Genomic DNA, 15,439 nt, shown 5'->3' with positions numbered 1-15,439 from the left:
AGGTCGCGCATGGCACTACTCGATCGACTCTCGTTCGGCCTCGGCCGCCAGCTGCCGATGATCCTGCAGACGGAGGCCGCGGAATGCGGGCTCGCGTGTCTCGCGATGGTGGCCGGCTATCACGGTCATCACGTGGATCTCGCGACGCTGCGCGGGCAATTCCCCGTCTCGCTGAAGGGCGCGGGGCTCGGGCGCGTGATCGAGGTCGCGCAGCGCCTCGCGCTCGGCACGCGCGCGGTGAAGCTCGACCTGGCGCAGCTCGGCCAGCTTCGCCTGCCGTGCCTGCTGCACTGGAATTTCAACCACTTCGTCGTGCTGAAGGAAGTGAGCGGCAAGACCGCGACGATTCATGATCCGTCGCACGGCATCCGCAAGGTGTCGCTCGCCGAAGTGTCGCGCGCCTTCACCGGCGTCGCGCTCGAACTGTGGCCGGCCGCCGGGTTCGCGCCGCGCGCGGCACGGCCGGCGGTGAAGCTGCGCGAGCTGCTCGGCCCGGTGTCGGGGCTGTCGCGCTCGCTCGCGCAGATCCTTGCGCTCGCGATCGCGCTCGAAGTCTTCATGCTGGTGCAGCCGTTCTTCCTGCAGTGGGTGATCGACGAGGTGATCGTCAGCGCCGATCGCGACCTGCTGACGGTGCTGGCACTCGGTTTCGGCCTGTTGCTGCTGATGCAGCAGGCGACCGGCACGATTCGCGCGTGGGCGCTGATGTACGTCGGCGTCACGCTGAACATCCAGTGGCGCGCGAACGTGTTCACGCACCTGCTGAGCCTGCCGGTGCGCTACTACGAGCGGCGCCATCTCGGCGACGTCGTGTCGCGCTTCGGTTCGATCGACACGATCCAGCAGACGCTGACCACGTCGTTTCTCGGCGCGGTGATCGACGGGCTGATGACGATCGTGACGCTCGCGATGATGTTCGTGTACAGCCGCGTGCTCGGCCTGGTCGCGCTGGCGACGATGGCGCTGTACGCGCTTGTCCGGTGGCTGTGGTACGGCCCGCTGCGGCGTGCGACCGAGGACCAGATCGTGCACGCGGCCAAGCAGCAGAGCCATTTCCTCGAAACGGTGCGTGGCGTGAAGACGATCAAGCTGTTCAACCGCCAGACGGAGCGCCGCGCGAGCTGGATCACGCTGCTGGTCGAGCAGGTCAATGCGAGCCTGCACGTGCAGAAGCTGCAGATCTTCTACCAGCAGCTCAACGGCCTGCTGTTCGGCATCGAGAACGTGCTGATCATCTGGCTCGGCGCGCGCATGGTGATGGACAGCCAGTTCACCGTCGGCGTGCTGATGGCGTTCAACGCGTACAAGAACCAGTTCGACAGCCGGGTCGGCAGCCTGATCGACAAGTACTTCGAAGTCAGGATGCTGCAACTCCAGGGCGAGCGGCTGGCCGACATCGTGTTCGCCGCAAGCGAGCCGGACGCGAGCCTGCGCAACGTGCCGGGCGAGGCCGACGCGCTCGACGCGAGCATCGAGATCGACGCGCTGTCGTTCCGCTACGCGGAAGGCGAGCCGCTCGTGCTGGACGGCGTGAGCGCGACGATCGCGGCGGGCGAGTCGGTCGCGATCGTCGGGCCGTCGGGTTGCGGCAAGACGACGCTGATCGGCGTGCTGCTCGGCATCCACGAACCGACGGGCGGCACGGTGCGGATCGGCGGGCTCGACGTCGGCCGGCTCGGCATCGAGCGGCTGCGCGCGCTGGTCGGCACGGTGCTGCAGGACGACGTGCTGTTCGCGGGCTCGATCGCGGACAACATCAGTTTCTTCGACCCGGACGCGGACCCGCGCTGGGTCGCCGAATGCGCGCGCATCGCAGCCGTGCACGACGACATCGCCGCGATGCCGATGGGGTACAACACGCTGGTCGGCGACATGGGCACGGTGCTGTCCGGCGGGCAGAAGCAGCGCGTGCTGCTCGCGCGGGCGCTGTACAAGCGGCCGGGCATTCTGGTGCTCGACGAAGCGACGAGCCATCTCGACATCCAGCGCGAGATGCAGGTCAACGCGGCCGTCACGCAGCTCGCGATGACGCGGCTGATCGTCGCGCACCGGCCGGAGACGATCGCGTCCGCGCAGCGCGTCATCATGCTGCAGGGCGGCAAGGTCGTGCTCGACCAGTCGACCGCCGCGATGCGCGCGGCGATGGCGGCAAGGACGTCCGCCGCTGCACCCGTCGCGCCGCAGCCGGCTACGCACGACGCCGGTGCGGCCGAACCGGTCGCGGGGCGCTGAGAGATGAAGCGTCCCCTCGCTACGGTGCTGGCTGTCGTCGCGCTCGCGGTGTCCGCGCTGCCGGCACGCGCGCAGCTGCTCGACGTGTACGGCACGCGCAATGACGTCGCGGCCACGCCGGCCGGGTCGATGGCGTCGGCCACCGCGTGCGGCGCACAGACTGTCGACGCGCGGCCGCTCGCGCTCGAGGACGCGATCCTGCTGGCGATCTGCTCGCATCCGCAACTGAGCCGGACATGGTCGGATGCGCGCGCGGCGGCGGCCGAGGTCGGCGTGTCGAAGGCCGCGTACTGGCCGACGCTCAATGCGACGGCGGGTATCGAGCGCGACAACCTGACGACGAACTACAGCGGCGGCTACTCGCAGGACCAGCGCAGCACCAGCCGCTACGGCATGCTCAACCTGAGCTGGGTGCTGTTCGATTTCGGCAAGCGCGGCGCGACGCTCGACCGTGCGCGCGCGCTGCTGCGCGCGGCCAACGCGGCGCACGACGATGCGCTGCAGAGTGTCTTCTACGACGCAGCGCAGGCGTTCTATGCGCTGCGCGACGCGCAGGCGGCGCTCGCTGCCGCGCAGGCGGTCGAGCACGCGGCGCAGGAGAGCCTCGCCGAGGCGAGCGCGCGGCACGACGGCGGCGCCGGCACGCTCGGCGACGCATTGCAGGCGCAGACCACCTACCGCAAGGCGCTGCTCGATCGCGTGAGCGCGGAGGGCGACCTGCAGAGCGCGATCGGCACGCTCGCGACGACGCTGGGCGCCGACGCCGATACGCCGCTGCGCATCGCCGACGCGGAACCGTCGCCCGATCGCGACGACTTCACGCGCGGTGTCGCCGACCTGATCGCCGAAGCGAAGCGCCATCACCCGAAGCTGATCGCCGCGCGCGAAAAGCTCGAAGCGGCGCGCGACGAGGTGCGGGCAGTGCGCGCGCAGTCGTTGCCGACGATCTCGCTGACGGGCAGCGTCGCGCGCAACAACCCGTCTTACCAGCAGCAGGCGTCGTTTCTCCAGCTGCAGAGCAGTCACAGCAACTCGATCGGCATCCAGGTCTCGATTCCGCTGTTCGAAGGGTTCGCGTCGGGCTACCGGGTCGCGCAAGCGAAGGCGCAAGCGGACGCACAGGAAGCCGACGTGCGCAATACCGAACTGAAGGTGTCGCTCGACGTATGGAAGAGCTACCAGAGCCTGCAGACCGATACGACGAACCTGGACAACTCGCGGCATCTGCTCGATACCGCGCTGCATTCGCTCGACATCGCACGTGGCCGCTACAAGGCCGGCGTCGGCACGTTCACGGAATTGCTGAACGCGCAGTCGGCGCTCGCGGATGCGCGCCGGCAGCGTGTGCTCGCGGTGTCGAAGTGGCGGATCGCGAGACTGAAACTGGCCGAGAGCCTCGGGAGGTTGGGATTATGGAACGACGCGGGCTGAACGGCGCCGGGCCGGACGCGAGCGGCGCGCAAGCGCGCGGCTGCGCGTTCCTGTTCCCGGGACAGGGCGCGTTCTATGCGGGCGCGCTGCGGCAGCTGGGCCGCGAACACTCGAGCGTGCGGCTGACGCTCGACATGCTCGACGCGGTCGCGAGCGAGCGCCTCGGCCGCCCGCTGACTGGCGCGCTGTGGCGTGACGATGCCGGGCTCGACGTCTGGCTGCACGAAGCGCCCGATCTGCTGCAGCTCGGGATTTACGGCGCGTCGGTCGGGATGTTCGGCGTGCTGCGCGAGCGCGGCGTGACGCCCGACGTGCTGATCGGACACAGCTTCGGCGAGATCGCGGCGCTGGCGTGCGGCGGCATGTATTCGATCGAGCAGGGCGCGCGGATCGTCTGCGACCGGATTGCGTCGTTGCAGGCGGCGGCGCCGGCCGACGGGATGATGGCCGCGATCTCCGCGGGTGCCGACGCGACGCGCGAGCTGATCGACGCGAGCGCCATCACGCACGCGGTGCGCAACGTGTGCGTCGCGGTCGAGAACCATCCGTCGCAGACCGTCGTGTCCGGCCCGCGCGACGCGCTGGAGCGCTTCGTCGTGGCATGCGCGGCACGCGGCGTGACCGCACAGACGCTCAGGTCTCCGTATGGATTTCATCACCCCGATCTGGCCGGCGCGCGCGAACAGTTCGCCGCGCGGCTCGCCGCGTATCGGCACGGCCCGCTCGCGATTCCGGTGTATTCGCCGATCCTCGGCCGCCGCTACAGCGGCGCCGACGATCCGGGCGCGCGGCTCGCGTCGCATTTCGTGCTGCCGGTGCGGTTCGCCGATGCGATTCGCGCCGCGTGCGCGGACGGCATCGGACGCTACGTCGAATGCGGCGCGCTCAACGCGCTGGCGCGCATCGTCGTGCGCATCGCGGGGCCCGGCACGGTCAGGACGTTCGGCGGCCCGTCGAACGCGACCGAGGAATCGAGCGTCGTCACGACCATCACCCGTTATTTCCAGGAGGACAGCATCATGAAGGACGATATTCGCATCGGCAACGCCGGCTCCGGGTTCGACGCGTTCTGGCATGCGCGCGGACCGCACATCGTCGACTGGCTCAAGGGCGAGCTGCGTCACGCGTTCGATGCGGCGAGCGCGGCGCCGGCCGGCGCCGCGCCGGTCGCGGCACCGACGCTCGCCGCATTGGCATCGCAGGCCGAGCCGCTCGTCGCGTCCGCGCCGCGCCTGGCAGCGGTGGCCGTGGCCGCGCCGACCCTGACGGCGGTGCCGGCGCCGTCGGCGCCTCACGAGCCGCTCGCGGCGGCGAAGCCCGCCCACGTGCCGCGCGAGCGGCTGTTCACGGAGCTCGTCGATATCTACGCGCAAGCGATGGAGTATCCGGCCGAGGTGTTCTCCGAAACGATCGAGCTCGAAGCCGAACTCGGCATCGATTCGGTCAAGCAGACCGAGATCATCCAGCGCATCACCGCGCGCTACGCGCTGCCGCCGCTGCCGGCCAATTTCCGCAGCGGCGATTTCAAGGCGATCGGGCAGATCGTCGATTTCGTCTACGAGAACCAGGGGAAGGCGCTCGCCTGACGGCCGTGGGCTGAAACGTTGGTCGGCAGGGGGGCCCTGCCCGTAATGACAAGTTCTCGATAGGCAGGCGATCCATGTCGAATACCAGCATGCGCGGCAAGCTCGTTCTCGTGACGGGCGGTGCGAAAAACGTGGGCAAGGCCATCTGCAGGCGTTTCGCCGAGCAGGGCGCGCACGTGATCCTGAATTTCTTCCACTCGCTCGACGCGTCGAAGCAGACGGCCGACGAACTGCGCGCGCTCGGCGCGACGGTCGACGTGATCCGTGCGTCGGTCGCGCAGCAGGCGCAGGTCGACCGGATGTTCGACGAGATCGAACGGCGCTACGGCCGGCTCGACGTGCTCGTCAACAACGCGGCGTCCGGTGCGCTGCTCGGCGTCGACGAGATCGGCGCCGAGCATTTCGATCGCGCGCTCGACACCAACCTGAAGGGCGCGTTCTGGTGCGCGCGCCGTGCCGCGGCGCTGATGGCGCGCTCGGGCGGCGGTGCGATCGTCAACGTGTCGTCGGTGGGCGCGACGCTCGTGCCGGCGAACTATCTGGTCGTCGGCACCGCGAAGGCGGCGCTCGAATCGCTGACGCGCTATCTCGCGGTCGAGTACGCGGGGCGCGACATTCGCGTGAACGGCGCGTCGTCGACGCTGATCGACGGCGACGTCGCCGCGCAGTTTCCGGACCCGGAGAACACGAAGCGCTCGAGCATCGCGGCGACGCCGCTGAAGCGGCTCGCACGCGCGGAGGACCTCGCCGATCTCGTCGTGTTTCTCGCGTCGGACGCGGCGCGCTGGATCACGGGGCAGGTGGTCGTCGCGGACGGCGGGTTGTCGCTGTGCAGCGAAGGGTTGTCGCCGCGCGCGGAATGGGCGGGCGCGGCGCGTGCCGAGGGCGCGGGCGAGGCGGCGCCGGCCGCGGTGCCGCCTGTCGCCGTGAACGCACCGCGGGCCGACGGTCCTGCCGCGCCGCCCGACGACGCGCCCGACAGCGACGACATCGCCGTGGTCGGCATGGGTCTCGCGTTGCCCGGCGCGAGCGACCCCGACGCGTTCTGGCGCGCGCTGCTCGACGGCCCCGAACTGTTCGGCAACGTGCCGCCGGATCGCTGGGATTACCGCTCGTTCTATTCGCCCGACACGTCGGCCGAGGACAAGAGCTATCAGTCGCGCTCGGTCTTCATCGAGCAGTTCGAGCCGTGCCCGACGGTGCGCGCCGAACTCGACGCGGGCACCGCGCCGCACGAGCTGACGACGCTGTGGCTGCGTCACGCGCTGTGCCAGTCGCTCGACGGCGTGACGCTGCGCGACGCCGATCGCGTGGCGTTCCTCGTCGGCTACACGGCGGACGGCAGCCAGCATCTCGAAGAGGGGATGGTGCTGGCCGCCGTGCGCGAACGCCTGAACGCGGTGCTGAGCGAGGCGGGCGTGGACGCGGCCGAGCGCGAGCGGCGCGTGGCCGCGATCGATGCGGTGCTGAGCGCGCGCTATGCGCGCGGCGCCGGCGATCTCGCGTCGTTCTTCCCGCACCGGGTCGGCCTGAACGCGATGCAGGGCGTGCTGCCGGACGACGCGCAATGCATGATGGTCGACACCGCGTGTTCGTCGTCGCTGTATTCGATCGATCTCGGGATCAAGGCGCTGCTGCTCGGCAAGCAGGACGTGGTTGCGTGCGGCGGCGCCTTCGCGCTCGCGCCGCGCGGCTCGGTCCTGTTCTCGAAGCTGCACGGGCTGTCGCGCAGCGGCGAGGTGCGGCCGCTCGATCGCGACTGCGACGGCGTGCTGTTCGCGGACGGTGCGGGCGTCGTGATCCTGAAGCGCGTCGCGCGGGCGCGTGCGGACGGCGACCGCATCCTCGGCGTGCTGAAATCGTTCGGCTCGTCGTCCGACGGCAAGGGCAAGGCGATCTACGCGCCGAATTCGGCCGGCCAGCGCATCGCGATCGACCGCGCGTACGCGCGCACCGCGACGGTACCGGCCGACGTCGACTGGGTGGTTGCGCATGCAACGGGTACGCCGGCCGGCGATCTCGCGGAGTTCCAGAGCCTGCGCGACGCGATCCGGCGCGACCGTCCGGTGCAGGTGACGTCGAACAAGTCGCTGGTCGGGCATACGGGGTGGGCTGCCGGCGTCGTGTCGGTGATCCAGGTGCTGCTCGGGTTGCGGCATCAGATGATCCCGCCGCAGCACCGCTTCAGCGAGCCGCCGCCTGAGTTCGACATCGCCGGCACGAACCTGCGGATTCCGGTGGCGCCGGTATCGTGGCCGGTCCGGCGTGAATCGGCACGCGTCGCGGCGGTGTCCGGGTTCGGCTTCGGCGGCACGAACGGGCACCTGATCGTGTCGGAGTACCGTGCGGATCTGCCTGCGGGCCAGGCGAGCGGACGGTTCGCGCGTGAACCGCTCGCGATCGTCGGCTGGTCCGCAAAGTTTCCGGGCCTCGACGGCGACGCCCAGGTCGCCGCGTGGCTGCGCGGCGAAGGCCGTGCGCCCGACGCGAGCTTCGGAACCGACTACCCGCTGCCGAGCTTCGCGCGCGTGAAGATGCCTCCGGCGGTGCTGCGCGCGCTCGATCGCTGCCAGCTGATGGCGCTCGACGCCGCGCACGACCTGCGCGAACGCCTCGGCACGTTCTGGCACGCGCATGCGGACACGATCGGACTCGTGATGGGGCACATGGGGCCCACGCGCAATGCGGCGCTCTACGCGAGCCGCTGCTATCTCGACGACATCGCGGCCGCGGTGCTCGACGCGACGCGGCCGGACGAACGCGCGGCGACCGAACGCGTGCTGGACGGCTTGCGCGAGGCGACGAAGCAACTCGTCGCGCCGACGACCGAGAATTCGTTTCCGGGAATGATGCCGAACGTGATCCCGGCGCGCGTCGCGAACTATCACGACCTGCACGGATTGAACATGACAGTCGATGCGGGCCACGCGTCGACGCTCGCGGCATTCGAGGCGGCCGAGCGTTTCCTGTGCAGCGGCGAACTCGACATGGCGATCGTCGGCGGCATCAACGGCAACTCGGCGGAAGAGGTGCGGCCCGCGTTCGGGCTGCCGCTCGCGGAGGGCATCGTGTTGTTCGCCGTCACGACGGTGCGGCGTGCGCAGGCCGAAGGGCTGCCGGTGCTCGCGGTAGTGGGCGGTGGCGACGCGAGGGCTGCTGTCGAACCGGCTGCGCCGTGCGATGCGACGGGCCGCGCGGTCACGTATGCGGGGGCCGACTCGGCGATCGACGTGCTGCGCGCAATCGTCGCGCGCGATGCCGGCACGACGCTCACGCGTGACGGCGGCGGCGACCGCGCGCGCTACGCGCTGCACGTTGCATGCGAGCCGGCCGGCCCGCACGGGACCACGCCGCACGAGCCGCATCGCGACGCGCTGCGTGTGCCGCCCGCCGATGCGACGGCGCCGGCCGCCGCGACCGCGGAACCGGCCGCATCGACTGCTGCGGCGACCGCACCCGTTGAACCCGGCACCCTGATACCCGGCCCGCTGCGCCGGACCGGCGTCGCGGCCGACGGCGAGCCGCTCGGCGTCGCGCGTTACCGGATCGAATGGCGCGATGCGCCGTGGCGGCCCGCGGGCCGGTCGACGCCGTTCATCGCGCCGCGCTGCGTGATCGTGACCGACATGCCGGACGCGCTGGCCGCACAGGCCGCACACGCCGATGCGGGCTCCGGCTGCGTGGTGCTGTCGACGCGGCCGTTCGCCACGCACCGGCCGGGCTGGCACTGGATCGAGCGGATCGATGCGGCGGCGCTCGACTTCCTGCCCGACGACATCGGCCACGTACGCGTGCTCACATCGCTCGACGCCGGTACGCTCGCGCCGGGCTCCGCAGCGCCGGCTGCGTCCGCGCGGCTCGCGCTGCACGACCTGGTGTTCCTCGCGATCAAGCGCTGCCATGCGGCACTCGAGCGTGACGGCAGCTTGATCGTTTTGCTGCTCGACGCGCTCGCGGGCGACGTGCCGCATCCGGATGCCGGCCTGTTCACGGGCCTCGTGAAGGCGCTGGCGATCGAGATGCCGGAAGCGCGCCCGGTTGCCGTGCTGACCGATGCGCGCGCGCTGCCGGACGCGCTGCGCGACGCCGAGCGGGAAGGCGGCGCCCGTCACTGGTTGCCGGTCGTCGCGCTGGGCGCCGGACGGCGCCGCACGCCGCGCGTGGTCGCGGACACGGGTGAACTGCGCGCGGACGAGCGGCTGTCGCTCGGCCAGGATTCGGTCGTGGTCGCGGTCGGCGGTGCGCGCGGGATCACCGGCGAGCTGATGAAGACGCTCGCCGCGCAGGTGCGCCCGACGCTGTACCTGATCGGCAGCAGCGCGCTGGACACGATCGACGCGGAACTGCTCGCGATGGATGACGAAACGTTCGCGAAGAGCCGCCCGGACTACATCCGCCAGCAGAAGGCGCTGGATCCGCAACGGCCGTTGCCCGAGATCATCCGCGCCTTCGAGCGGCGCGCCGACGCGCGCACGGCCTGCATGAACATCGAGGCGATGCGCGCGTTCTGCGGCGCGCACCGCGTGACCTACCTGCGCGCCGACGTGCTCGACCCCGACAGCGTGAAGGCGGCCATCGACACGATACTCGCGCGCGAGCCGCGCGTCGACCTGCTGGTCAACGCGGCCGGACTGAACCGTTCGGCCTCGGTGCGCGTGAAGTCGCTGGACGATTTCGTCGCGGTGCGCGACATCAAGGTGCGCGGCTACTGGAACCTGCGCCGCGCGTTCGGCACGCGGCAGCCGCGCCTGTGGTGCAACTTCGGCTCGTTCATCGGGCTGACCGGGCAGGCGGGCGAAACCGACTACGCGTCGGGCAACGACTTCCTGAACACGCAGGCGTCGTATCACCGCGCGGCGCTCGGTCACGACGAATTCACGATCGGCTGGACGCTGTGGCGCTCGGTCGGGCTCGGCGCGAACCCGGTCACGCGCGCGTTTCTCGAGAAGAGCGGGCTGTTCACGAGCATGCGCACCGCGGAGGGGCAACATCACTTCATGCGCGAACTCGGGCTCGGCGAGCGCGCGGCGATGTCCGTGCATCTCGGCGACGCCGAGCGGCGTGCGATCGAAACGCACCTGCCGGGTTACTTCGACCTCGACGAAGGCGCGCCGGCCGCCATCGCCGCGTCGCGCGATCCCGATTTCTATCTCGGCGCGGAACGCGCGCGGACCGACGACAGCGTGACGTTCGAGCGCGTGTTCGACCTCGAGCGCGACGCATACCTGCAGCATCACGTCGTCAACGGCTTTCCGACGCTGCCGGGAACCTTCGTGCCCGAAGTGGCCGCCGAAGCCGCGCTGCGGCTCGTGCCGGGGCTCAAGGTCGTCGGCTTCGCGGACGCGGCATTCCTGCACTTCCTGCGTGTGTACGACGCGAAGCGGCCGAGCGTGAAGCGCATCCACGCGCGGATCGCGTCGCGTGACGGCGACGCGGTGCACGTGCGCGTGCGGATTTCCGGCGACGTGCTGGCGCCGGGCGGGCAGGTGCTCGTGCGCGACAAGCCGCACTTCGAGATCACCGTGCGCCTGGCCGACGCCTACGCGCCGGCGCCGGTGTGGCACGAACCGGCCATGGCGACGTTCACGCCCGTCGCCGATCCGTATCACTTCGACGCGGCGCCGGTGCGGCTGACCGGCATGTTCGTGTCGACGACCGACACCGGCATGAGCGACGCGGGCAAGCAGGCGCGCTTCCGGCTGAACGTGCCGGACGGCGACCCGGTGTTCTCGCGCTTCGTGGTGCCGAGCATCCTGCTCGACGGGCTCGCGCGCGTGGCCGCGCTCGATCACGTCGCCGGCGACTACATTCCGCTCGCGGCGCCGATGTCGATCGGCCGCATCGATATCTACGAAGCCGGCAACGACTGCGAGCTGGCGAGCCGCCACGCGTCGATCGCGCTGCGCGTGAGCCCGCGCGCGTTCGCGCTGGAAGGGCCGGCGAGCAGCGGCAACCGGTTCGTCGCGGTGCGCCCGGACGGCAGGATCCTGATGCAGATGCGCGACGTGACGGGCATCGTGATCGGCTACGTGCATCGCGTGACCGGCGCGTTCGCCGCGCGCGGCGAGATCGACGCGCAACTGGCCGGGCGCGCGCCTTCCGAACAGGTGTCCGCATGAGCATGAAGCGACTCGCGCCCGGCCCGCGCGGCAGCGTCGTGATGGGCAACCTCGCGGCGTACAAGCGCAACCCCGTCACGATGCTGCTGAAGCTGCAGCAGCAGTACGGCGACGTCGCGCGCAACCGTCTCGGCCCGTTCCTCACGCACGCGCTCGCGCATCCGGACGGCGTGCAGCACGTGCTGCAGGACAACCACCGCAACTACGTGCGCGGCCGCTTCTACGACAACTTCAAGATGTTCTTCGGCGATGGCCTGCTGACGACCGACGGCGAGTTCTGGCGGCGCCACCGCCGCGTGGTGCAGCCGCTGTTTCACCGCAAGCAGGTCGAGTCGCACACGGCTGCGGTCGGCGCTGCGGCGCTCGCGCTCGTCGAGGCGTGGCTGAAGCGGCCGGCGCATGCGCCGTTCGACGCCGTCGAGGAAATGATGCGCGTGAGCCTGCGCATGCTCGGGCTGATGCTGTTCAACGCGGACATCTCGCGGCATGCGGACGACGTCGGGCCGGCCGTGCGCTTCGGCATCGCGGCGATGATGCCGCAGGGCAACCTGAACGATTTCGTGCCGCGCTGGATGCCGACGCCGTTCAATCGCCGGATCGCGCACGCGCGCCGCGGGATCGACACGATCGTGGACGCGATCGTCGCCGAGCATCGCGCGGGGCGCTGCGACACGAGCGACGTGATCTCGCTGCTGCTCGCCGCGCGCGACCCGGACACGGGGGCGCCGCTGACCGAGCGCGAGGTGCACGACGAGGTGATGACGGTGTTTCTCGCCGGCCACGAAACCACCGGCAGCGGGATGGCGTGGGGGCTCTATGCGCTCGCGCAGCATCCGCAGGTGTTGCGCCGCTTGCGCGAGCAGCTCGATGCCGTGCTCGGCGGCCGCGCGCCCGATGCGGCCGATCTCGAACGCCTGCCGTACCTCGCGCAGACAGTCGACGAGATCCTGCGCCTGTACCCGCCGATCTGGGGCTTCACGCGCGATCTGGTCGACGATGACGAGATCGGCGGTTATCACGTGCCGGCCGGCTCGTCGGTGTTCATGTCGCCGTACGTCACGCATCGTCATCCGGCGCTGTGGGCGAACCCCGACGCGTTCGATCCGGAGAACTTCGGATCGCATGCGCCGGAGCGCCACAAGTACGCGTACTTTCCGTTCGGCGGCGGGATGCGCAAATGCATCGGCTACCAGACCGCGTTGCTGCAGATGCGCGTGCTGATCGCGGTGGTGGCGCAGCACGTCGACCTGAGCGCGGTGCCCGGTCATTCGCTCGACACCGGCGCGACGATCTCGCTGCGTCCGCGCGACGGGATCCGGTTGATCGCGAAGCCGCGCTTGCGCGAGCGGGTGTCCGCGGGGCAGGCCGGGGGGGATGCAAGCGCGCCGGCTGTCAGGACATCGGTGTGTCCGTTTACGGGCACGCAAGCGGTGGGGGCTACTTCGTTGCCGACACCGACACCGACACCGACACCGACACCGACACCGACACCGACACCCGGCGCCGAGCAACCGGCGAACGCGGCATCACCTACGCCCGATCGTTCCGCCGGCCCCACGCTGTCCCTGGACGTGCTGGCCTTTCTGCAGCGCGACGCGATCGCGGACGACGCGCCTCAGCGCACCGACGCCACGCCGACGCACCGCTTCACCTGGCGGCCGGTCGAGATCGAGCCGCTGCCCGACTTGCCGGCGGCGGAGCTGAGCGGCAAGCGGATCGCGATCGTCAACGGCCGCGGTCGCACGGTCGAGCGCGTGGTGGCGACGCTCACGCGCGCCTGCGCGAAACCGGCCGTGTTCGCGCCGGCCAACGGTGCCGACCCGGCGGCCGCCGCGAGCGCGTTCGTCGCGCAGTCGGGGCCGTTCGACGGGATCGTCGATCTCGGCATCGAAGCGCCGTTCTCGCTCGACGCGCGCGATCAATGGGAAGCGCCGCTGCGCCGCACGGTCGCGCTGCTGCAGGCGTGCTACGGCGACTGGTGGCAGGAAGAATCGACGTCGCGGCTGTTCTATCTGGCGCTCACCTGGCAGGACGGCCTGATGGGCCATGGCGACGGCCCGCTCGTGCAGCCGCTCGGCGGACTGTGGGCCGGCCTCGCGAAGACGCTGCCGCAGGAACTGCCGAACTGCAACGTGCGCGTGCTCGACATCGCGCCCGACGAAACGGGGCGCGTCGACCAGCTGATCGCGCGCGAACTGTACCGCTGGGGACGCTTCGAGGTCGGCCACCGCGGCGGACGCCGCCATACGCTCGTCGCGACCCGCGACGACCTGCCGGCCGACGCGGCGCCCGACTGGGCGCCCGACGACGTCGTGCTGTTCTCGGGCGGCGCGCGCGGCATCGGTTTCCTGGCCGCGTGCGCGCTCGCAAAACGCCATCGCTGCACGGTGATCGTCACCGGGCGCGATGCGTTGCCCGCCGGCGACGAGCCGTGGCTCGCGCTCGACGATGCTGGCTTCAAGCGCTACGGGCTCGAGCAACTGCGCCAGGCGACGCCCGGGCGATCGCCGAAGGCGATCCGGGATGCGCTGCGGCAGCTCGAACGCCGCCGCGACCTGAAGGCGTCGCTCGACGCGGTGGCCGCGCTCGGCCTGCCGGTGCACTACCGCGTATGCGACGTGACCGACGCGGAGGCCGTGCGCACGCTGTGCGACGCATTCGGCGACCGGCTGCGCGCCGTGATCCACAACGCGGGCATCGATCAGCCGGTGCGCTTGCCGCGCAAGAGCGCCGACGCGTTCATCGGCACCGCGCGCGTGAAGGTGCTCGGCTTTCTCAATCTCTACGCGGCGGTGCGCAACCGGCCGCGCGTCGACTGTTTCGTCAACGTCGGCTCGCTGACCGGCCGCTGGGGCGGAATGACGGGCGAGACCGACTATGCGGCCGCAAACGAGGCGCTGGCGCGGCTCGGCTGGTGGGCGCGGCGCGACGCCGGCGAGCGCGTCGTGAAGACGATCGCGTGGCCGACCTGGGACGGTGTCGGGATGATCACGAACCTCGCCGTCACGCGGCGCTACGTAACACCGATGCGGATCGACGACGGCGTGCGTCACTGGCTCGCGGAACTAGCGGCGCCGGCGAATCCGTCGTCATCCGGCAGCGGCGAGCCGATGTACATGGGCGCGGTCGGCCGCGCACTGACGCCGATCCAGCTGCGCGGGTTCGACGCGGTGGAAGGCTTGCCGAACCTCGGCGAACTCGCGACGCGCCGGCATCACGCGGGCACGCCGCGGCGCTTCCGGCCGTTCGCTTGCTTCTCGACGCGCTATCGCACGGCCGGCGCACCCTATGCGCATGCCTTCCGGTTCGGCGGCCGCGCGGCCGTGCCGGCGTCGCTGCTGCTCGAGCACGCGCGCGTCGTGGCCGACTGGGGCGCGCCGCCCGGCGGCGAGCGGGCCTGCCTGCAGGAAGCCGTCGACATCACGATCGCGCTCGACGCGCTCGCCGAGGCGCTCGACGGCCACGGCGATCTCGCGCTCGACACCGACGTGAGCGGCCGCACGGTGGACGACGGCTGGCACGTGACGGTGCGCTGCGCGTCGCTTGCCGGCCGCGTGCTGCTCGATGCGACGTTCGTGTACCGCAGTCATCCACCCGGCGGCACGACCGTCGCGCTGCCGCGCGAGACGGAGGACGGCCCGGTCCGGCGGTCCGCACGCGCGAGCTGGCGCGACGACCTGTTGCCCGAGGCCCGATGGAGCGGCGGCATCGCGCAGGCGAAGGCCGCAGACCCCGCCGCGCTGTGGGGTGTACAGGGTGTGCAGGGTGATGCAGGGCGCGTGCCGTGTCCGCAGCTGTGGCTGCCGGTCAATCACCTGGAAAACGTGCTGCGCGTGCTGCTCGGTGCCTGGCCCGCCGACGGCGAGCCGCCGCACGCATGGCGCATCGGCCGCATCGTGTTCGGCGCCGCGCAGGCGGGCGACGCCGACATGCTGCTGCGCTATCCGGACGATCGCTTCGCGATCGCCGATCGCGCGGGCGCATCGATCGCCGACCTGTACGACGCGCGGCTCGCCGGCGCGACCGACACGCAAGCCGTGACGGCGTCGGCTACTTGAACGGGAAGAGGAG

5 protein-coding genes are annotated in these 15,439 nt (G+C 70.9%); all 5 read left to right on the top strand.

Going from position 1 to position 15,439, the window contains the following annotated elements; all coding sequences use genetic code 11:
- Positions 1–9 precede the first annotated feature (9 nt).
- The 5 genes from NQV17_RS30690 to NQV17_RS30670 all read left to right on the top strand — a co-directional run bounded on the left by NQV17_RS30690 (position 10) and on the right by NQV17_RS30670 (position 15,426).
- Complete coding sequence (locus tag NQV17_RS30690; RefSeq protein WP_257775153.1) at positions 10–2,232, top strand: peptidase domain-containing ABC transporter; 2,223 nt, start codon at positions 10–12, stop codon at positions 2,230–2,232.
- 3 nt (positions 2,233–2,235) lie between these two features.
- A complete protein-coding gene (locus NQV17_RS30685; protein WP_257775152.1) occupies positions 2,236–3,663 on the top strand; it encodes a TolC family protein in 1,428 nt (475 codons plus the stop codon).
- On the top strand, positions 3,645–5,249 hold the full coding sequence (locus tag NQV17_RS30680; RefSeq protein WP_257775151.1) for an acyltransferase domain-containing protein: 1,605 nt from the start codon (positions 3,645–3,647) through the stop codon (positions 5,247–5,249). Before NQV17_RS30685 ends, NQV17_RS30680 begins: the two co-directional genes overlap by 19 nt.
- A gap of 74 nt (positions 5,250–5,323) precedes the next feature.
- Positions 5,324–11,368, top strand: a complete 6,045-nt coding sequence (locus NQV17_RS30675) for an SDR family oxidoreductase (RefSeq protein ID WP_257775150.1) — start codon at positions 5,324–5,326, stop codon at positions 11,366–11,368.
- Positions 11,365–15,426 carry a cytochrome P450 gene (locus NQV17_RS30670; RefSeq protein ID WP_257775149.1) on the top strand — a complete coding sequence of 1,354 codons (4,062 nt, stop codon included), beginning with the start codon at positions 11,365–11,367 and terminating at the stop codon, positions 15,424–15,426. Before NQV17_RS30675 ends, NQV17_RS30670 begins: the two co-directional genes overlap by 4 nt.
- Positions 15,427–15,439 lie beyond the last annotated feature (13 nt).

The sequence above is a fragment of the Burkholderia sp. SCN-KJ genome, from assembly GCF_024656005.1.
GTDB lineage: Bacteria > Pseudomonadota > Gammaproteobacteria > Burkholderiales > Burkholderiaceae > Burkholderia.
The sequence above is the reverse complement of the archived record's forward strand: the minus strand, read 5'-3'. Positions and strand labels throughout refer to the sequence as shown.